The sequence below is a fragment of the Pantoea dispersa genome (assembly GCF_019890955.1).
GTDB lineage: Bacteria > Pseudomonadota > Gammaproteobacteria > Enterobacterales > Enterobacteriaceae > Pantoea > Pantoea dispersa.
In genome coordinates this window covers 3188987-3208243 of the sequence record NZ_CP082346.1, presented here as the reverse complement: position 1 = coordinate 3208243, position 19257 = coordinate 3188987, and the positions used below count along the sequence as shown (strand labels likewise).

At 60.3% G+C, this 19257-nt stretch carries 17 protein-coding genes; 7 read left to right on the top strand and 10 right to left on the bottom strand.

All coding sequences use genetic code 11. The annotated features are described in order from the left end of the window. The first annotated feature begins 171 nt into the window (after positions 1–171). Positions 172–1785, top strand: a complete 1614-nt coding sequence (gene cueO / locus K7H94_RS15095; RefSeq protein WP_222951272.1) for a multicopper oxidase CueO — start codon at positions 172–174, stop codon at positions 1783–1785. Here cueO and K7H94_RS15090 read toward each other — a convergent pair. Beyond that, a complete protein-coding gene (locus K7H94_RS15090) occupies positions 1772–3067 on the bottom strand; it encodes a cystathionine gamma-synthase family protein (RefSeq protein ID WP_222951271.1) in 1296 nt (431 codons plus the stop codon). The two genes, cueO and K7H94_RS15090, sit on opposite strands and share 14 nt — an antisense overlap. 155 nt (positions 3068–3222) lie before the next feature. Here K7H94_RS15090 and hpt point away from each other — a divergent pair, with 155 nt between their 5' ends. The 4 genes from hpt (at position 3223) to K7H94_RS15070 (ending at position 6857) form a co-directional block, all read left to right on the top strand. After that, a complete protein-coding gene (hpt, locus tag K7H94_RS15085; protein ID WP_021507522.1) occupies positions 3223–3759 on the top strand; it encodes a hypoxanthine phosphoribosyltransferase in 537 nt (178 codons plus the stop codon). 245 nt (positions 3760–4004) lie between these two features. Continuing rightward, positions 4005–4931: an ABC transporter ATP-binding protein gene (locus K7H94_RS15080; RefSeq protein ID WP_021507521.1), complete on the top strand. Its 927-nt coding sequence runs from the start codon at positions 4005–4007 to the stop codon at positions 4929–4931. Further along, positions 4928–5698 (top strand): ABC transporter permease, encoded by a 771-nt coding sequence (locus K7H94_RS15075; protein WP_021507520.1) that lies wholly within the window; start codon positions 4928–4930, stop codon positions 5696–5698. The genes K7H94_RS15080 and K7H94_RS15075 overlap by 4 nt, the downstream gene beginning before the upstream one ends. Before the next feature lie 151 nt (positions 5699–5849). Further along, on the top strand, positions 5850–6857 hold the full coding sequence (locus K7H94_RS15070) for an acyltransferase family protein (RefSeq protein WP_058780458.1): 1008 nt from the start codon (positions 5850–5852) through the stop codon (positions 6855–6857). 36 nt (positions 6858–6893) lie between these two features. Here the strand turns inward: K7H94_RS15070 and panD are convergent, their stop codons facing one another. From panD to thpR, 9 genes are all read right to left on the bottom strand, one after another. Further along, a complete protein-coding gene (panD, locus tag K7H94_RS15065) occupies positions 6894–7274 on the bottom strand; it encodes an aspartate 1-decarboxylase (RefSeq protein ID WP_021507518.1) in 381 nt (126 codons plus the stop codon). 85 nt (positions 7275–7359) lie between these two features. Then, entirely contained in the window at positions 7360–8214 is an 855-nt protein-coding gene (gene panC / locus K7H94_RS15060; protein ID WP_021507517.1) for a pantoate--beta-alanine ligase, read from the bottom strand. A 15-nt stretch (positions 8215–8229) separates the two neighbouring features. Beyond that, positions 8230–9024, bottom strand: a complete 795-nt coding sequence (panB, locus tag K7H94_RS15055) for a 3-methyl-2-oxobutanoate hydroxymethyltransferase (RefSeq protein ID WP_088516660.1) — start codon at positions 9022–9024, stop codon at positions 8230–8232. An 82-nt stretch (positions 9025–9106) separates the two neighbouring features. Continuing rightward, on the bottom strand, positions 9107–9592 hold the full coding sequence (gene folK / locus K7H94_RS15050) for a 2-amino-4-hydroxy-6-hydroxymethyldihydropteridine diphosphokinase (protein WP_222951270.1): 486 nt from the start codon (positions 9590–9592) through the stop codon (positions 9107–9109). Beyond that, positions 9589–11004 (bottom strand): polynucleotide adenylyltransferase PcnB, encoded by a 1416-nt coding sequence (gene pcnB, locus K7H94_RS15045; protein ID WP_206543568.1) that lies wholly within the window; start codon positions 11002–11004, stop codon positions 9589–9591. The genes folK and pcnB overlap by 4 nt, the downstream gene beginning before the upstream one ends. 38 nt (positions 11005–11042) lie before the next feature. Continuing rightward, complete coding sequence (gene gluQRS / locus K7H94_RS15040; protein ID WP_370515549.1) at positions 11043–11978, bottom strand: tRNA glutamyl-Q(34) synthetase GluQRS; 936 nt, start codon at positions 11976–11978, stop codon at positions 11043–11045. 70 nt (positions 11979–12048) lie between these two features. Then, the gene (gene dksA / locus K7H94_RS15035) at positions 12049–12504 is read right to left on the bottom strand and encodes an RNA polymerase-binding protein DksA (RefSeq protein ID WP_021507512.1); all 456 of its coding nucleotides are present in this window, start codon (positions 12502–12504) and stop codon (positions 12049–12051) included. Positions 12505–12743: 239 nt separating this feature from the next. Beyond that, positions 12744–13460, bottom strand: a complete 717-nt coding sequence (gene sfsA / locus K7H94_RS15030; RefSeq protein ID WP_021507511.1) for a DNA/RNA nuclease SfsA — start codon at positions 13458–13460, stop codon at positions 12744–12746. Then, complete coding sequence (gene thpR / locus K7H94_RS15025) at positions 13461–14000, bottom strand: RNA 2',3'-cyclic phosphodiesterase (RefSeq protein WP_222951269.1); 540 nt, start codon at positions 13998–14000, stop codon at positions 13461–13463. A gap of 35 nt (positions 14001–14035) precedes the next feature. On the opposite strand from thpR, the gene hrpB reads away from it, so the two are divergent. Beyond that, positions 14036–16513: an ATP-dependent helicase HrpB gene (hrpB, locus tag K7H94_RS15020; protein ID WP_222951268.1), complete on the top strand. Its 2478-nt coding sequence runs from the start codon at positions 14036–14038 to the stop codon at positions 16511–16513. Positions 16514–16611: 98 nt separating this feature from the next. Next, entirely contained in the window at positions 16612–19134 is a 2523-nt protein-coding gene (gene mrcB / locus K7H94_RS15015) for a bifunctional glycosyl transferase/transpeptidase (protein ID WP_150360714.1), read from the top strand. The last annotated feature ends 123 nt before the right edge of the window (positions 19135–19257 follow it).

Below are 19257 nucleotides of genomic sequence, written 5' to 3'. Positions count from 1 at the left end.
TCTCAACAAGGGACAATTTAATGACGTTAGCACAGTTATTGCCGGGATTCCGCTAAATTTGGCTAAATGGGCCACTGGCGCGCTTTTTATCCCGGCGGGCGCTTTCATCGCTTGACCCTCCCGCAGGGGAAAGGTTTACGCTGTGCCCCTATTCACGATAAGGATATGAATATGCAACGTCGTCATTTTCTCAAGCTGACCGCCGCCCTCAGTGCAGCCGGCGCGCTGCCCTTCTGGAGCCGCTCGCTGATGGCCGCTACGCGCCCGCTGTTGCCCATCCCGTCGCTGCTGGAGCCCGATGCACACGGCCAGTACACGCTGACCGCCATGACCGGCAACAGCCAGTGGAACGGCAAATCCGTCCCAACCTGGGGTTACAACGGTAGCCTGCTCGGCCCGGCGCTGCGGCTGCAGCGTGAGAAAAGCGTCACCGTCAATATTCATAATCGCCTGCCGGAAGCCACCACGCTGCACTGGCACGGGCTGGAAATTCCCGGCGCGGTGGATGGCGGTCCGCAGGCGCTGATTGCGCCCGGCGCCACGCGTCAGGTGAGTTTTACCCCCGATCAACCGGCGGCGACCTGCTGGTTCCATCCGCATCAGCACGGCAAAACCGGCTATCAGGTGGCGCAGGGGCTGGCGGGGCTGGTACTGCTAGAAGATGAGGCGTCCGGCAAGCTGCGGCTGCCGATGCAGTGGGGCGAAGATGATGTGCCGCTGATTTTCCAGGATAAGCAGCTCACTCAGGACGGTACGCGTATCGATTATCAGCTGGATATCATGCGCGCCGCCGTGGGCTGGTTTGGCGATTTGATGCTGACCAACGGCGTGCCGTATCCACAGCACGCGGTGCCGCGCGGCTGGCTGCGCCTGCGCCTGCTCAACGGCTGCAACGCGCGCTCGCTGCACATCGCCGCCAGCGATAAACGTCCGCTGTACGTGGTGGCGAGCGACGGTGGCCTGCTGGCTGAACCGGTGAAGGTTAAGAGCCTGCCGCTGCTGCCGGGCGAGCGCTTTGAAGTGCTGGTGGATACTTCAGACGGCAAAACCTTTGATATCGTAACGCTGCCGGTCACGCAGATGGGCATGACGCTGGCGCCGTTCGATCAGCCGCTGCCGCTGGTGCAGATTCTGCCGCTGCGCGTGATGGCCAGCGGTACGCTGCCGGACCAGCTGGTGGATGTGCCGCCGCTGCCGGCAACGGAAGGGCTGCAGAGCCGCTGGCTACAGCTGATGATGGATCCGCAGCTGGATCAGCAGGGCATGCAGGCGCTGCAGCAGCGCTACGGTGCCAAAGCGATGGGCAGCCAGCACGGCGCGGGCAAAGCGATGGATCATGGCAGCATGAACATGGACCATGGCGCGATGGATCATGGCAACATGGATCACGGCGATATGGCGATGGATCAGGGTAACTACGCCAGCAGCGCCGTATATGATTTCCACAACGGCAACAAAATCAACGGCCAGGCCTTTAACATGGAAAAGCCCATGTTTGCCGTGCCGCTGGGCAAATATGAAAAATGGACCATCTCCGGCGAAGGCGACGCCATGCTGCATCCGTTCCACATTCACGGCACGCAGTTCCGCATTCTGTCCGAGAACGGCAAGCCGCCTGCGGCGCATCGTGCCGGCTGGAAAGACATGGTCAGCGTCAACGGCTGGCGCAGTGAAGTGCTGGTGCGCTTCAACTACGTCGCCGATACTGAAAATGCCTATATGGCGCACTGCCATCTGCTGGAGCATGAAGATACCGGCATGATGCTGGGCTTTACGGTGAGCTGACGGCCGCTTCCAGCGCCAGGCGAATATCCTCAATCAAATCATCGGCATGTTCGATGCCGATCGACAGGCGCACCGTCGCGTCGGTGATGCCGATGCGCTCCCGCACCTCCTGCGGCACGCCGGAATGGGTGGTGCTGGCGGGATGGCTGGCGAGCGACTCGGTGCCGCCGAGGCTCACCGCCAGTTTGAACAGCGCCAGCGCGTTGAGAAAGCGGAATGCCGCAGACTGGCCGCCCTCAATATCAAAGGAGAAGGTGGAACCGGCGCCGCTGCACTGGCGCTGCCAGGTTTCTCCTGCCGGACTGCTGACGTCGAGATAGGGCAGCCAGTGCAGTTTCGCCACCTGCGCGTGATCGCGTAAAAATGCCGCGACCTGTTCCGCATTGCTGGCGGCTTTCTCCATGCGCAGCGACAGCGTTTCCAGCGAGCGGCCAATCATCCAGCTGGAGTGCGGATCGAGCTGGGTGCCAATCGCGCTGCGCAGCGAACGCACTTTGTTGATTAACGCCCGGCTGCCCAGCGCGGCGCCGGCAATCAAATCGGAATGACCGCCGACATATTTGGTCAGCGAGTAGAGCGAGATATCCGCGCCGTGCTGCAGCGGACGCTGAAACAGCGGGCCGAGCAGGGTGTTGTCGCAGGCGAGAATCGGCCGGGAGCCCTGCTGCTGGGTGATCACCTCCGCCACCTGACGCATCAGTTGGATGTCTACCAGACTGTTGGTGGGGTTGGCCGGCGTTTCAATCAGAATCATCGCGACGCGCCCGCGCTGCCACGCCAGCTTCGCGGCTTCATACACTTTATCTTCGTCGGTGCCGTCGCTGAATCCCACCGCTTTGATCTGCAGATCGTGCAGCGTTTTGCTCAGCAGCGTTTCGGTGCCGCCGTACAGCGGCTGCGAGTGCAGGATCACTTCGCCGGGACGGGCAAAGGTCAGCAGCGTGGTGGCAATCGCCGACATGCCGGAAGAGAACAGCGCGGCGCTTTCGGCACCTTCATAAATGGCCAGCCGATCTTCGACGATCTCGCTGTTAGGATGGTTGAAGCGGGAATAGACCAGCCCGCCGCTTTTGCCCGCCGGCGGTTGCTGGCGGCCGGCAACGAAATCGAAAAATTCTTTGCCCTCTTCGGCGCTGTTAAACACAAAGGTTGACGTCAGAAACACCGGCGGCTTCACCGCACCTTCTGACAGGCGCGGATCGTAACCGTAGTTGAGCATCTGCGTTTCCGGATGCAGTTCACGCGTGCCGATCTGCGTTTTTTTACCTGATGAAGCGGCCATAGGGATCTCCAGAGAGAGCGGGGCAGGATGCTTACAGTTAACGCCAGCGCAATAAATTTCGCCACGATAACGTTTGCGTTCTGTGCGCGGCGTTAGCCTGTGCGTCGACTATGATAGAATGCGCGGCTTTCTGAAAACCTTCTTAGGCGAATGCAATGAAACACACCGTCGACGTGATGATCTCTGAGCAGGAGATCGCAACCCGTATTGCCGAACTGGGCAAGCAGATCAGCGAGCACTACCGCAACAGCGGCAGCGAAATGGTGCTGGTCGGCCTGCTGCGCGGCTCCTTCATGTTTATGGCTGACCTGTGCCGCGCCATTGATGTCGCGCACGAAGTCGACTTCATGACCGCCTCCAGCTACGGCAGCGGCATGTCCTCCACGCGCGACGTGAAAATCCTCAAAGATCTCGATGAAGACATTCGCGGCAAAGATGTGCTGATCGTCGAAGACATCATCGACTCCGGTAACACCCTGAGCAAAGTGCGTGAAATTCTGCAGCTGCGTGAGCCAAAATCACTGGCGATCTGCACGCTGCTGGATAAGCCGGAGCGTCGTGAAGTTGAGGTGCCGGTCGAGTTTGTCGGCTTTACCATTCCGGATGAGTTCGTGGTCGGCTTCGGTATTGATTACGCACAGCGCTACCGCCATTTGCCGTATATTGGCAAAGTTACGCTGCTGGACGAATAACCGCACAATCTTCCAAGGCTGATTCCCTCCGCCTGCGATAAGATGCGCAGCCCGTAACTCAATGACTTACGGGCTCGGCACGCGTTTTCCTGCGGCACGCAGAGTGGTAGAGTGTGGTGGGTTATCACTCTGCGCAATTCCTTTGATTTCACAACCGTTATCGCTGAATAACCCCGCACGCTCGACGCGAGCGCACTATCATTTCATATGGCTATGATGTCACTACAACAGGGTACGGACTCGCAATGACTTATGCACTGGAACTTTCCGGGCTGACCAAGACCTATCCCGGCGGCGTACAGGCGCTGAAAGGCCTCGATCTCAACGTGGAAGCAGGCGATTTTTATGCCTTACTGGGCCCTAACGGTGCCGGTAAGTCCACCACCATTGGCATTATCAGCTCGCTGGTGAACAAATCCAGCGGCAGCGTGCGCGTGTTTGGCTACGACCTGCAGAAAGATGTGGTCAACGCCAAGCGGCAGCTTGGGCTGGTGCCACAGGAATTCAACTTTAACCCGTTTGAAACCGTGATGCAGATTGTGGTTAATCAGGCCGGTTATTACGGCGTGGAACGTGCCGAAGCGAACAAGCGCGCGGAAAAATACCTTAATCAGCTCGACCTGTGGGGCAAGCGTAACGAACGGGCGCGCATGTTGTCCGGCGGGATGAAGCGCCGGCTGATGATTGCCCGGGCGCTGATGCATGAACCGAAACTGCTGATTCTTGATGAGCCGACGGCTGGTGTAGATATCGAACTGCGCCGCTCAATGTGGGTGTTCCTGAAAGAGCTGAACGCCAAAGGCACCACCATCATCCTGACCACCCACTATCTGGAAGAGGCGGAAATGCTGTGCCGTAACATCGGCATCATCCAGAGCGGCGAGCTGGTGGAGAACACCTCAATGAAAGGGCTGCTGTCCAAGCTGCAGTCGGAAACCTTTATCCTCGACCTGGCGCCGCGCAGCCCGCTGCCGCAACTGGAGGGCTTCCAGTATCGTCTGGTTGATACCTCAACGCTGGAAGTGGAAGTGATGCGTGAACAGGGGCTGAACAGCGTATTCAGCCAGCTGAGCGCGCAGGGCGTGCAGGTGCTCAGCATGCGCAATAAAGCGAATCGTCTGGAAGAGCTGTTCGTCAGCCTGACGCAGGGAAAAACAGGAGTAACCGCATGACGCATCTGTACTGGGTGGCGCTCAAGAGTATCTGGAGCAAAGAGATCAACCGTTTTGCCCGCATCTGGATTCAGACGCTGGTGCCGCCGGTGATCACCATGACGCTGTACTTTATTATCTTTGGCAATCTGATCGGCTCACGCATCGGCGATATGCACGGCTTCAGCTACATGCAGTTTATCGTGCCGGGCCTGATTATGATGGCGGTGATCACCAACGCGTACGCCAACGTCGCCTCGTCATTCTTCAGCGCCAAGTTCCAGCGCAACATTGAAGAGCTGCTGGTGGCGCCGGTGCCGACGCACATCATTATCGCCGGTTATGTCGGCGGCGGCGTAGCGCGCGGCGTGTGCGTGGGCGTGCTGGTGACGGCGGTGTCGCTGTTTTTCGTGCCGTTCCACGTATTCTCGTGGCCGATGGTGGCGATCACGCTGCTGCTGACAGCGATTCTGTTCTCGCTGGCGGGCCTGCTGAATGCGGTGTTTGCGCGCACCTTTGACGATATCAGCCTGATCCCGACCTTCGTGCTGACTCCGTTAACTTACCTCGGCGGCGTATTCTACTCGCTGGCGCTGCTGCCGCCGTTCTGGCAGGCGGTGTCGAAGCTCAATCCGGTGGTGTACATGATCAGCGGGTTCCGCTATGGCTTCCTTGGCATCAACGATGTTCCGCTGGTGTTGACGCTGTCAGTGCTGGTGGCGTTTATCGTGGTGTTTTACGTGCTGGTGTATGCGCTGATTCAGCGCGGACGCGGCTTGCGCACCTGAGGCGCAGCTCCGAATAAGAAGCCGCTGCCGGCGTCGTCCGGCGGCGGCTTTTTTTTACCCACTCTTCGCAATTCCAGACGCGTCTTGTGCTTTCAGTCTGTGGCTTTCCCCATAGTGGCCGCTGACCAAAAAAGCAGCGGGGAAGCGAAGAGTGAATCGGGTATCATGGATTGATAATTTACGCGGCATGAGCATTCTGGCGGTGATTTTTTTGCACTGCATGATTGCAGTGAACCAGCAGGCCGGGCACTTCACTGCCTTTAACGAGCTGGTGAATCAGCTGCTGGCGCCGGTGCGTATGGGGCTGATGTGCTTCGTCTCCGGTCTGTTCGTCGCCAGCGGTTTACGCCACGGACAGGCGCGCTATCTGCGAAACAAAGTCAGCAGCATTCTCTATCCGTTTGCCGTCTGGGCGCTGATCTACGGCGGGCTGAAGTGGACCTTCAGCGCGATGGCCAATCACCCGCAGTCGCCATTGGCCATCGCGCTCGGCCATCTGAGCGGCGGCGATATCACCTGGTTTCTGCACTCGCTGTTTCTGTTCTTTGTGCTGATTATCCCGGCGCGCCGCCTGCCCGCGGCGCTGGTGCTGACATTGTGCGTTGCCGGTGCGGTGCTGCTGCCGCCGGTGCCGCCTGACTCGCTATTTGCCAGTTTCGACAACCTGCATCTGAACAAGTCGCTGGTGCTGTTTGCCTTCTTCTACAGCGCCGACTGGCTGGTGCGCCAGGATATTGATATTGCCGCGTTCGCGCAGCGTCGTACGCCGCTGCTGCTGTCGCTGATCGCCTTTATGCTGCTCGCGGCGTTCAGCCTGTGGGGCGGGCTGCGTCAGCATTCGCCGTGGCTGCTGCCGCTGGCGCTGCCCTCAATCCCGCTGTTCGTTGCGCTGGCCTGCCGTATCAATCTGCGGGCGGTTAACTACGTTGGCCGCCATTCGATTGTGTTTTATCTGTCGCACTATCTGGCGATTCAGGTGTGCAGTAAATTGCTGCGCCACGACGGCCACTCTGCGTGGCTGGCTGACCTGCATTTTGTGCTGGCGTTCAGCGTCGCGCTGGCGTTGCCAACGGCGCTGTGCGTACTGCGGGCAAAAGGATGGTTTGACTGGTTGTTTACGCTGAAGCGCAAAGGGCAGCCGCAGCTGGCGGGCGTATAAGGGAAAGGCGCGCTGTCCGTACAGCGCGCGGGATGATCAGGCCACCTGCACCGGCAGCGCTTTAGCGATACGCTTCATTTCGTTATCGCCGTCGAAGTAGGCCACTTTCGGCTGCCAGCTGCGTGCCACTTCATCTTCCACCTGCACATAAGAACAGATGATCAGCAGATCGCCCTGACAGGCACAGCGCGCGGCTGCACCGTTGACCGAAATGATTTTTGAGCCACGCTCGGCGGCAATGGCATAGGTAGAGAAGCGCTGGCCGTTGGTGACGTTATAGATGTCGATGGCTTCGTATTGCAGAATGCCGGAGGCATCAAGAAAATCCTGATCGATGGCGCAGGAGCCTTCATAATGCAAATCCGCCTGCGTCACTTTTACGCGGTGCAGTTTGCCTTGTAATACGGTACGAATCATAGCGTGATACCTTTGTTATACCCGTGCGCGGCCGGTTTCCACCGCGCAGTGTGTAGCGGGTACATGCTGCCCATAAACGACGGCGTTAAACCGTCAGATCCACTTGCTGATTATCAATCAAACGCGCATTGCCGAGCCAGGCGGCCATCAGAATCACTGCGCGCTGGCTGTCGACCGTCAGCGGCTGCAGCGTATCGGCATCGCAGATGGCCAGGCCGTCGGGGCGCAGGCCCTGATCGCGCAGCGTCTGTTCGGCGTGTTCAATAATCTCATCCACGTGCCGCTCGCCGTTGCTGAGGCGCTGCGCCATGCTGTTCATCACCTGGCTGAGCACCGGCGCCAGCTTGCGTTCATCGGCAGTAAGATAGCCGTTACGTGAGCTGAGCGCGAGACCGTCTTTGGCGCGCACCGTCGGCACGCCAACGATGTCAATGTCAAAGCCCATGTCCGCCACCATCTTGCGGATGATCGCCAGCTGCTGAAAATCCTTCTCGCCAAAACAGGCGATATCCGGCTGTACCAGATTAAACAGCTTGCTGACGATGGTGGCCACGCCGCGGAAATGACCGGGACGGCTGGCACCTTCCAGCAGCGAAGAGAGACCCGGGACTTCAACAAACGTCTGGCTGTCGAGACCCTGCGGATAGACATCGGCCGGCGCCGGGGCAAAGACCAGGTCGACGCTGTGGCGATTGAGTTTTTCACAATCGTCCTGCAGCGTGCGCGGATAGCGCGCCAGGTCGTCGGCGCGATCAAACTGCATCGGGTTAACGAAGATCGATACCACCACGATATCTGCGCGCTGGCGTGCTTCATCCACCAGCGTCAGATGCCCCTCATGCAGGTTGCCCATAGTGGGCACCAGCGCGATGCGTTTACCTGCCTGGCGCCAGCGTCGAATCTCACGGCGCAGCAGCGGCAGCGTTTCAATGATCAGCACTGCAAATCTCCTGATTTACTGGAAACTGTGTTCGGCAGCAGGGTAGGTGCCTGCCTCAACGTCGGCCATATACTGGCGAATTGCCGCACGAATGTCGCCGGTTTCCGCAAGGAAATTTTTGGCAAATTTTGGAATGTGGCCGCCGGTAATACCAAACGCGTCGTGCATCACCAGAATCTGGCCGTCGGTGACGTTACCGGCACCGATGCCGATTACCGGTACCGACAACGCTTTTGTGACGCGCTCAGCCAGCGCGACCGGCACGCACTCCAGCACCAGCAGCTGCATACCGGCTGCTTCCAGTGCCAGCGCATCCGCCAGCAGGCGCTCGGCTGCCGCTTCATCGCGCCCCTGCACCTTGTAGCCACCGAAGATATTAACCGACTGCGGCGTCAATCCCAGATGACCACACACCGGCACGGCGCGCTCGGTCAGCATGCGCACGGTCTCTGCCAGCCAGGCGCCGCCTTCCAGTTTTACCAGGTTGGCACCGGCGCGCATCAGCTGCGCGGCACTGTCAAAGGTTTGCTGCGGCGTGGCGTAACTCATAAACGGCAGGTCGGCCATCACCAGCGCGTTGGGCGCACCGCGCCGCACCGCGGCGGTGTGATAAGCAATATCGTCGACCGTCACCGGCAGCGTGGAATCATGGCCCTGAACGGTCATGCCGAGCGAATCGCCAATCAGCAGCAGCGGAATGCCCTGGTCGGCAAACAGGCGCGCGAAGCTGAAATCGTAGGCAGTCAGCGTGGCGAACTTGCGGCCGCTGGCTTTCAGCTGGCGTAAGTGAGAGAGGGTGGTGGGTTTCATCGCAATCTCCAGCATTTTCTGATGCGCGCAGTGTACTGGATTGATTGCAAAGGCGATACGACGGGCGTGCGATTCTGCCGCGTCAGGCGGACCACAAGCGGATGCTGCTGCGGTCCAGCGTCGCCAGAATGCCGGCCAGCGGCTGGCCGTTCGGCAGGCGCAGCGCTGGCGCGATCTCCAGCAGCGGCACCAGCATGAAGGCGCGGTTGTGCATATCGTAGTGCGGCACCGTCAGGCGCGGCGTGTGGATCACCGCATTGCCGAACAGCATAATATCGAGGTCCAGCGTGCGCGGGCCCCAGCGTTCGGCTTTGCGCACCCGGCCATGCTCCAGCTCAATGCGCTGGGTGTGGTCGAGCAGCGTTTCCGCGGCCAGTGTGGTCTCCAGCGCCACCACGGCGTTGAGGTAATCCGGCTGATCCGGCGGGCCGTACGGTGGCGTGCGATAAAACGCGGAGGTGGCTACGCGCTGGGTATCGGGAATGGCATCCAGCGCGGCCAGCGCTGCATCAACCTGATGCAGCGGATCGGCGAGATTACTGCCTAGGGCGAGATAGACCCGCGTCATGACGCGCTGTGGTTGCTGTCGCGGCGCGGGCCAGCTGGACGACGGCGTGGACGGCGCGGTTTACGGCGCGGAGCCGGATCGTCACCCAGGGTGTTGAGCATGGTTTTCTGCTGTGTCGGCACCGCCGACTGGAACTCGCCCCACCACTGGCTGAGGCGCAGCAGCTCGGCGTTGTTCTCGACTTCTGCACGCAGCGCCAGCAGGTCGTAGGCGGCGCGGAATTTAGGATGCTCCATCAGCTTCCATGCGCGCTTACCGTGACGGCGCGACATGCGCAGCTGCAGCTGCCAGATATCGCGAATCAGCGTGGTGATACGTTTCGGAATCGCCAGCGCACGGCAGGCTTCATCCAGCGTTTCGTTCATGGACAGCGCAAAGGCGTCGAAATAGGTCAGGCCGCTCTCCTGCGCAATCTGCTCGGCTGACTCCAGCTGCGGATACCAGAACATCGCCGCAAACAGGAACGCCGGATTCACGCGCATATCGTTGTGCAGGCGGGTATCGGTGTTTTTCAGCACCTGGGCCAGCATGCGTTCCATCGGGCTGTCGCCCTGTTCGGTAAAGTTGCGCGCCAGCGTCGGGAACAGCGGCTGGAACAGCTGGTATTCGCGCATCATCAGATAGGTGCGATAACCGTAACCGGCCTGCAGCAGCTTCAGCGACTCCTCAAACAGGCGCGCCGGCGGAATGTCATTCAGCAGCGTGGCGAGGCGGGGAATCGGCTCGGCGGTTTCCGCCGCAATGCTCATGTCCAGCTTGGCGGCGAAGCGCACCACGCGCAGCATACGCACCGGATCTTCGCGGTAGCGCGTTTCCGGATCGCCAATCATGCGGATGATGCCTTCCTGCAGATCCTGCAGGCCACCGACGTAATCGCGTACGGTGAAATCAGCCACGCTGTAATAGAGGCTGTTGATGGTTAAATCGCGGCGCTGCGCATCATCTTCAATGTTGCCAAAAATATTGTCGCGCAGCAGCATGCCGTTCTGACCGCGCTGCGAACCGTTGCGATCGTCGATGCTCTCTTCCTGGTGATGGCCGCGGAACGTGGCGACTTCAATCACTTCCGGACCGAACATCACATGCGCCAGACGGAAGCGACGCCCGACCAGGCGACAGTTGCGGAATAGCTTACGCATCTGCTCCGGCGTGGCGTTGGTGGTCACGTCAAAGTCCTTCGGCTTTTTACCCAGCAGCAAATCGCGCACGCCGCCGCCAACCAGATAGGCTTCGTATCCGGCTTTGTTCAGGCGATACAGCACTTTGAGAGCGTTTTCGCTGATATCTTTGCGTGAGATATTGTGGCTTTCCCGGGGGATAACGGTCATCAGACTTACGGTTTCCACCTCTTCAGGGGCCTCCTCATCACGCTTGAGGACTCTCCGGCAAAAATTAGCGACTCGGGTAAAAATGGGACACCTCGACAGTGAGAAAATGGGTGTGAATAAAATCAGCGGCTAATCATAGCCTGTTGCGAACCATTTAGGAATGGCGTTGTCGCCTCATCCGGTTGTTGCGCATCATGCCGCGGAATCGATGCGCTATCCCAGTATGTAACGGCATGGTCCAGCAGCGCCTCCAGCCCATGGTCCTGCCAGCCTGGTAAAACCGACTGCCCCAGGAAGCTTAGCGCCTGCACCAGCACCGGTCGCGGATCGCCGTCCGGTAAGGCTGGCGCGTGGTTCTGCTTCGACAATTTATTACCGTCCGGGTTAATTGCCAGCGGCAGATGCAGATAAGCCGGCACCGGCCAGCCAAACTGCTGATACAGCGCAATCTGGCGCACCGTTGGCTCAATCAAATCCGCACCGCGCACAATCTCCGTCACGCCCTGAAAATGGTCATCGACCACCACCGCAAGGTTATAGGCGAACAGGCCGTCACGACGGTGAATAATAAAGTCTTCCTGCGCCAGACGCGGCTCCGCCTGCAGGTGGCCGCGCAGGCGATCGTCAAAACCGTATACAGGCGCATGCTGACGCAGCCGCAGCGCGGCGCCCTCCGGCGGCAGATGTAAATCGCGGCAGTGACCGTCGTAAAAGCCGCCCAGCTGCTGGATGCGGCTGCGCGGGCAGGTACAGAAGTAGCTTTGACGATGTTCGCGCAGCCAGCTCAGCGCCGCGCGATAGGCCTCGTGGCGCTGCGACTGCCACAGCACGTCGCCGTCCCAGTGCAGCCCATAATGCGTCAGCTGACGCAGGATGCGCGTTGCGGCACCGGCGACTTCACGCGGCGGATCGATATCTTCAATGCGCACCAGCCAGCGGCCCTGCTGCGCGCGCGCGCTCAGGTAGCTGCCTAATGCAGCTATCAGCGAACCGAAATGAAGATCACCGGAAGGAGAGGGGGCGAAACGCCCGATGCAGGGAAGCGTGGCGGACATCATGCTGTGGTACACCGCACGGCGGGAAAACAGTGGTTTTCCCGGCTGTGCGGCGACAGTCTGTTAACGGCCATTAGCCTGCCATCTGCTTCTCGCGGATTTCTGCCAGCGTTTTGCAGTCAATGCAGAGATCGGCGGTCGGACGCGCTTCGAGACGGCGGATACCAATTTCGACTCCACAGGATTCGCAGTAGCCAAAGTCGTCGTCTTCCACTTTCTTGAGCGTTTTCTCAATCTTTTTAATGAGTTTGCGCTCACGATCGCGGTTACGCAGCTCCAGGCTGAACTCCTCTTCCTGGGCGGCACGGTCAACCGGATCCGGGAAGTTGGCAGCTTCGTCCTGCATATGCGACACAGTACGGTCTACTTCATCCCTGAGTTGGTTGCGCCAGGCTTCCAGAATCTTGCGGAAATGGCTCAGCTGGGCGTCATTCATATACTCTTCGCCCGGTTTCTCCTGATACGGCTCCACCCCAGCGATGGCGAGGATACTCAGGGACGATGTTTTACGGTTTTGCCCTTCTTGCATGTTGTTTCTCCTGGATAACACGCACTACCCGTTCTGTTTCAGATTGCGAAAGCCTTTGCCTGCAACCCGACGCATGCGGGGCATATCGATTCCCATCAGGGAAAAAAACAGGCCGCTATAAATAGCAGAAGCAATCAAGGTTGGCAATTATTCATGAACGCACCTTGACAAGCCTGTGAGGAACAGCGTATTTAGCGCACCGCTCAGAACATTCTTATCACAGCAAATAACGTTAAATATTACAACTGTGCGTTAATCGTTACCGTTAACGGCCGGGTAAGTAACATTTCTGCCGGTGAAATCTGAGCCTGATACGCCAACACTTCCACACCGCAGCGCTGCGCCTGTACCAGTAGTTCTGCGTATTGCGCATCGATATGGTGCGCCGGGGAAACGTCCTCAATCCCCGTGTGCAGAACAGCAAACAACAAAACGGCCCGGTGGCCTTCTGCCGCGATAGTGCTTAATTCGCGCAGATGTTTCTGTCCACGAGCCGTCACCGCATCCGGAAAATAGCCTTTACCATTTTGTAAAAGGGTGACGGACTTGACTTCAATATAGCAGTTGGCTTTGCCCTCCGCTTGCAACAGGAAGTCAATTCGGCTTTTTTCCGTGCCGTATTTCACCTCAGCCTGGCAGTGGCTATAAGCGGATAATTCCGGAATTGCGTCGCGCAGCAGCGCCTCGCGCACCAGTTGGTTAGCGCGCAGGGTGTTGACGCAAATCCAGTGGCCCTGCGCGGTTTGCGTTATTTCCCAGCTGTGCGGATATTTGCGCGTCGCGCTGGCCGAGGTGGAGTACCACACCGTGTCGCCTGGCGTGGCGCAGCCGGTCATCGCGCCGGTATTGGCGCAGTGCAGGGTAAAGGTGTCACCTTCCGGCGTAATGACATCGGCTAAAAAACGTTTATAGCGGGTGATTAAGCGGGCTGATTGTAACGGCGGATCGAACTGCATTTATGCTCCTGCGGCAGATAACAGTGGCCAGCGCGCCAGCCGGCGATAGCGCGTGCGTCCCTGCGTGAAGCTGGACGCAAACAGCGCGAAATGACTCACCTCAACGCGCCAGTGAAAACCGCGCGGCGGCAGCGCCACGGTCTGCGCAGCGTGGCGCAGCAGAGTGATGTGGGGATGAAACGGCTGCATACTCTGCGCACAGCCATGGCGCGCGGCCTGGGCGCGCAGCAGGTTGGCCAGCTGCAGTAAACCGCGCGGCGCGCGCTGGCAGCCAAGCCACACTACGCCGGGACGCGGCCAGTGACCGGCGTCATCGAGATCCAGCGTAAAGCCCGGCTGGCGGATGCGTGCCGCCAGCTGCTGCAGCTGGCCCGCTGTTTCCGTGCTGACCTCACCAAGAAACGCCAGCGTCAGGTGCAGATTCGCCGCCGCCACCGGTTTACCCGCGTCTGCGGCGAAGCAATCGGCCCGCCATTGCACCAGCTGTTGCTGGAGGGCATCAGGCAATTCGAGGGCAAAAAACAGTCGTTGCGTGGCCATGCTGAACTCCGGTAATTGGCGCCGGGTGGTGTACAATGCGCGCCATCTTAGCACAGGCAGAGTGGGAGTTGAGTGTGAGTGAGTTACCGGTAAGCGAGGTACTGCCTGCATTGCTGGCCGCGCTGGCGCAGTCGCCACAGGTGCTGCTGGCGGCCCCGACCGGCGCCGGGAAATCCACCTGGCTGCCGCTACAGCTGCTGCAACAGGCGCAGCTGTCAGGGCAAATCATCATGCTGGAGCCGCGCCGGCTGGCGGCACGCAACGTGGCACAGCGGCTGGCGGAACAGCTGGGTGAACAGCCGGGCGGGACGGTAGGCTATCGGCTGCGCGGGGAAAACTGCAGCAGCGCAGCGACGCGTCTGCTGGTGGTCACCGAAGGCATTCTGACGCGCATGCTGCAGCGCGATTCGCTGCTGGAGGGCGTATCGCTGGTGATCCTCGACGAATTCCATGAGCGCAGCCTGCAGGCTGATCTGGCGCTGGCGCTGCTGCTTGATGTGCAGCAGGGATTGCGCGACGACCTGAAAATTCTGCTGATGTCGGCAACGCTGGATAATCAGCAGCTACGCACGCTACTGCCCGACGCGCCGTTTATTGCGTCACAGGGGCGCAGCTTTCCGGTGATGCAACGTTACGCTTCGCTCAATCCGCAGCAGCGGTTTGAAGAGGCGGTGGCGCGCGAGGTAGCACAGCTGCTGCGTGACGAGCCCGGTTCGCTGCTGCTGTTTCTGCCCGGCGTGGCGGAGATTGAACGGGTGAAGCGTGAACTGGCGTCGCGCGTCAGTGATGAGGTGGATTTATCTCCTTTATATGGTGCGCTGTCGCTGGAGGCGCAGCGGCGGGCCATCCTGCCGGCCGCGCCGGGCCGGCGTAAAGTGGTGCTCGCCACTAACATCGCTGAAACCAGCCTGACGATTGAAGGCATCCGCCTGGTGGTGGACAGCGCGCTGGAGCGCGCGGCGCAGTTTGACGTGCGCAGCGGCGTGACGCGTTTGCTGACCCAGCGCATCAGCCAGGCATCGATGACGCAGCGCGCTGGCCGCGCCGGTCGCCTGGCGCCGGGGATCTGCCTGCATCTGCTGCCGCAGGAGCAGGCGCTGCGTGCGGCGGCGCAGAGTGAGCCGGAGATACTCACCAGCGATCTGGCCTCGCTGCAGCTGGATTTACTGCAGTGGGGCTGTCAGGACGCGGCTCAGCTGCAATGGCTGGATAGTCCACCGGCGCGCAGCCTGCAGGCGGCACGTCAACAGCTGCAGCGGCTCGGCGCGCTGGATAGCGAAGGGCGGCTCAGCGCGCGCGGCCGTAAAATGGCGCAGCTCGGCAGCGATCCGCGTCTCACGGCGATGCTGTGCGCCGCCGGCGACGATGTGCACGCCATCGCCAGCGCGGCGCTGCTGGTGGCGATTCTGGAGGATCCGCCGCGCAGCGGCAGTGTCGATCTGCGTGATGCGCTCAACCAGCCACAGCCGCAGTGGCTGCGGCGCGCGCGCCACTGGCAGCAGCGCCTGAATGCAGGTCAGGGGCGCGTTGACGCCGATCGCTTCCCGGCGCTGCTGGCCGCCGGATTTGCTGACCGGCTGGCGCAGCGTCGCGGTCACAGCGCGCGCTATCAGCTCGCCAATGGTATCGGCGCGATGCTGGATGAGCACGACGGCCTGAGCCGCTATGAGTGGCTGATTGCCCCGAGCCTGCTGCAGGGGGCCAGCAGCGCCGATGCACGCATGCTGCTGGCGCTGCCGGTAGAGATGGATGCGTTACGCCAGCAGTGCCCGCAACTGGTGGAGCAGCGCACCGATGTGGACTGGGATGAAGACAAAGGCACGCTGCGCGCGTGGAAGCGGGAAGCGATTGGTGCGCTGATCCTGCGGGCCCAGCCGCAGGCGCGGCCCGAGCCGGAGATCCTGCATCCGGCGATGCTGCGCTGGATCCGCGAAAAAGGGCTGGCGGTGCTCGGCTGGACGCCAGAGGCAGAGCAGCTGCGTGTGCGCCTGCAGTGCGCCGCGCAGTGGCTGCCGGAAGAGGCGTGGCCGACGCTGGATGATGACACACTGCTGGCCACGCTGGAGCACTGGCTGCTGCCGGAGATGGGCACAGTACGCGATTTAAAAGGGCTGCAGAGCGTTAATCTTGTCAGCGCTTTATTACATTTGCTGACATGGTCACAGCGGCAGCGGCTGGATACTGTGCTGCCAACTCATTACACTGTGCCGACCGGAAGTCGCCTGCCGATTCGCTACGACGCGGAAAAGCCCCCCGCGCTGGCGGTGCGTATGCAGGAGATGTTTGGCGAGGCGCAGAACCCGGCGGTTGCCGATGGGCGCGTTCCGCTGGTGCTGGAGCTGCTTTCGCCGGCGCACCGTCCGCTGCAGATCACCCGTGACCTCGCGGCGTTCTGGCGCGGTGCGTATCCTGAAGTGCAGAAAGAGATGAAAGGGCGCTATCCCAAACATCCGTGGCCGGACGATCCGGCCAGCGCCTTGCCGACGAGGCGCACCAAAAAATATTCCTCGTAGCCCGCAGTGGATCGAATTCAGAGGGTTCTGCCATGCGCGGCACGAGAAAGCAGTTAGAGTAGCGGCGATGCCGTAGCTATGCCTGGAGAAAACAAAGCATGTCTGGGAACGATCGCGAACCTATTGGGCGCAAAGGAAAAGCGCCAAAGCCGCCGCGTAACGTTACGCGCCGGGGTCGCCGCAGGGAGCCTGAAGATGATATCGATCAGGACGATTTTGACGAAGATGATGAGGAGAGTGCGCCGGTGCCACCCAAAGGTAAAGGAAAACGACCCGCGCGTGGCAAACGCCGCTGGTTAGGCTGGTTGATTAAACTCTTCCTGGTGTTTGTCGTGGTGATGGCCGCCTGGGGCGTCTATCTCGATTCGGAAATCCGCAGCCGCATTGACGGTAAAGTGTGGCAGCTGCCAGCGGCCGTATACGGGCGCATGGTCAGCCTCGAACCGGGCATGGCTTACGACAAGAAAGAGATGATTGCGCTGCTGGAAGGCACGCAGTATCGCGAAGTGTCGCGTATTACCCGTCCGGGTGAGTTCAGCGTGAAAGGCAACACTATCGACCTGCTGCGCCGTCCGTTTGATTTTCCGGACAGCAAAGAGGGCCAGATTAACGCGCGTCTCACCTTCAGCAACAACGAGCTGAGCGAGATTAAAAACCTCGATACCGGACGCGACTTTGGCTTCTTCCGCCTCGATCCGCGGCTGATCACCATGTTGCAGTCGCCAAACGGCGAGCAGCGTCTGTTTGTGCCGCGCGCCGGGTTCCCGGATCTGCTGGTCGATACGCTGATCGCCACCGAAGACCGCCACTTCTACGAGCATGACGGCATCAGCCCGTACTCGATTGGTCGCGCCTTCCTCGCCAATATCACCGCCGGCAAAGCGGTGCAGGGCGGCAGTACGCTGACGCAGCAGCTGGTGAAAAACCTGTTCCTCACCAACGAACGCTCGCTGTGGCGTAAAGCGCGTGAAGCCTATATGGCGGTGATCATGGATGCGCGCTACAGCAAAGATCGCATTCTTGAGCTCTACCTGAACGAGGTGTATCTCGGCCAGGCGGGCAACGACCAAATCCGCGGCTTCCCGCTGGCCAGCCTGTACTACTTTGGCCGCCCGGTGGACGAACTGAGCCTTGATCAGCAGGCGATGCTGGTCGGCATGGTCAAAGGTGCGTCGCTGTACAATCCGTGGCGTAATCCGCAGCTGGCGCTGGAGCGTCGTAACCTGGTGCTGCGTCTGCTGCAACAGCAGAAGGTGATCGACCAGGAGCTGTACGACATGCTGTCGGCGCGGCCGCTTGGTGTCCAGCCGAAAGGTGGGGTGATCACGCCGCAGCCGGCGTTTATGCAGATGGTGCGTAATGAGCTGCAGGCGAAGCTGGGCGATAAGGTCAAAGATCTGTCCGGCGTGAAGATCTTTACCACGCTCGATCCGATTTCGCAGGATGCGGCGGAAAAAGCGGTTGAAGACGGCATTCCCACGCTGAAGAAACAGCGCGGGCTGAAAGATCTGGAAACCGCGATGGTGGTGGTCGACCGCTTCAGTGGTGAAGTGCGCGCCATGGTCGGCGGTGCCGATCCACAGTTTGCCGGCTATAACCGCGCGCTGCAGGCGCGTCGCTCGATTGGTTCACTGGCAAAACCGGCGACCTATCTGACCGCCCTCAGCCAGCCAAACAGCTACCGCCTGAACAGCTGGATCGCCGACGAGCCGATCGCGCTGAAACAGCCAAACGGTTCGGTGTGGAAGCCGATGAACGACGATCGTCGCTTCAGCGGTAAAGTGATGCTGGTGGATGCGCTGACTAACTCGATGAACGTGCCAACCGTTAACCTCGGTATGACGCTGGGACTCGACGCGGTAGTGGATACCTGGACCAAACTGGGCGTGCCAAAAGATCAGCTGCATCCGGTACCGGCCATGCTGCTGGGGGCACTTAACCTGACGCCGATTGAAGTGGCGCAGGCGTTCCAGTCAATTGCCAGCGGCGGTAACCGCGCTGCGCTGTCGGCGGTGCGCTCGGTGATCGCGGAAGATGGCACGGTGCTGTATCAGAGCTTCCCGCAGGCGCAGCGCGTTGAGCCGGCGCAGGCGGCGTATCTGACGCTGTATACCATGCAGCAGGTGGCCGATCACGGTACGGCGCGGGCGCTGGGCGCACGCTTCCCGGGTGCGCATCTGGCGGCGAAAACCGGTACCACCAATGACCTGATCGACAGCTGGTTTGCCGGTATTGATGGCAAAGAAGTGGCGATCACCTGGGTTGGCCGCGACAACAACCAGACCTCGAAGCTGTACGGTGCCAGTGGTGCGATGCAGATCTATCGTCGCTACCTCGACAACCAGGCGCCGATGCCACTGGTCCTGACGCCACCGGAAGATATCACTCAGATGAATATCGATTCGGCCGGTAACTTTGTCTGCGGCAGCGGCAGCAGCACCTGGCGTTCGCTGCCGGTGTGGGCGCTGGATCCGAACGCGCTGTGCCAGCAGCAACAGCAGCAGATTCAGCAGCAGCAGCAGCAAGAACAGCAACAGCAGCAACAGCAACAGCCGCAGGGCGAGCAGAAGGACTCTGACGGCGTCGCGGGCTGGATTAAAGATATGTTTGGCAGTAAATAAGCCATCCGGCACTGCACCGGCTTTATACCTTCAGAGCCTGTACAGTGCCGGCGTTTTACCACCACGTGGCGGTGCCAGATACATGGCGGCGCTCCAGCCTGAGTCTTGCATAAAAGCTGAATT

Coding starts and splice junctions, on each gene's coding strand:
- cueO (WP_222951272.1), top strand. CDS start 172: ATGCAACGTCGTCATTTTCTCAAGCTGACCGCCGCCCTCAGTGCAGCC.
- K7H94_RS15090 (WP_222951271.1), bottom strand. CDS start 3,067: ATGGCCGCTTCATCAGGTAAAAAAACGCAGATCGGCACGCGTGAACTG.
- hpt (WP_021507522.1), top strand. CDS start 3,223: ATGAAACACACCGTCGACGTGATGATCTCTGAGCAGGAGATCGCAACC.
- K7H94_RS15080 (WP_021507521.1), top strand. CDS start 4,005: ATGACTTATGCACTGGAACTTTCCGGGCTGACCAAGACCTATCCCGGC.
- K7H94_RS15075 (WP_021507520.1), top strand. CDS start 4,928: ATGACGCATCTGTACTGGGTGGCGCTCAAGAGTATCTGGAGCAAAGAG.
- panD (WP_021507518.1), bottom strand. CDS start 7,274: ATGATTCGTACCGTATTACAAGGCAAACTGCACCGCGTAAAAGTGACG.
- panB (WP_088516660.1), bottom strand. CDS start 9,024: ATGAAACCCACCACCCTCTCTCACTTACGCCAGCTGAAAGCCAGCGGC.
- folK (WP_222951270.1), bottom strand. CDS start 9,592: ATGACGCGGGTCTATCTCGCCCTAGGCAGTAATCTCGCCGATCCGCTG.
- gluQRS (WP_370515549.1), bottom strand. CDS start 11,978: ATGATGTCCGCCACGCTTCCCTGCATCGGGCGTTTCGCCCCCTCTCCT.
- dksA (WP_021507512.1), bottom strand. CDS start 12,504: ATGCAAGAAGGGCAAAACCGTAAAACATCGTCCCTGAGTATCCTCGCC.
- sfsA (WP_021507511.1), bottom strand. CDS start 13,460: ATGCAGTTCGATCCGCCGTTACAATCAGCCCGCTTAATCACCCGCTAT.
- thpR (WP_222951269.1), bottom strand. CDS start 14,000: ATGGCCACGCAACGACTGTTTTTTGCCCTCGAATTGCCTGATGCCCTC.
- hrpB (WP_222951268.1), top strand. CDS start 14,036: ATGCGCGCCATCTTAGCACAGGCAGAGTGGGAGTTGAGTGTGAGTGAG.
- mrcB (WP_150360714.1), top strand. CDS start 16,612: ATGTCTGGGAACGATCGCGAACCTATTGGGCGCAAAGGAAAAGCGCCA.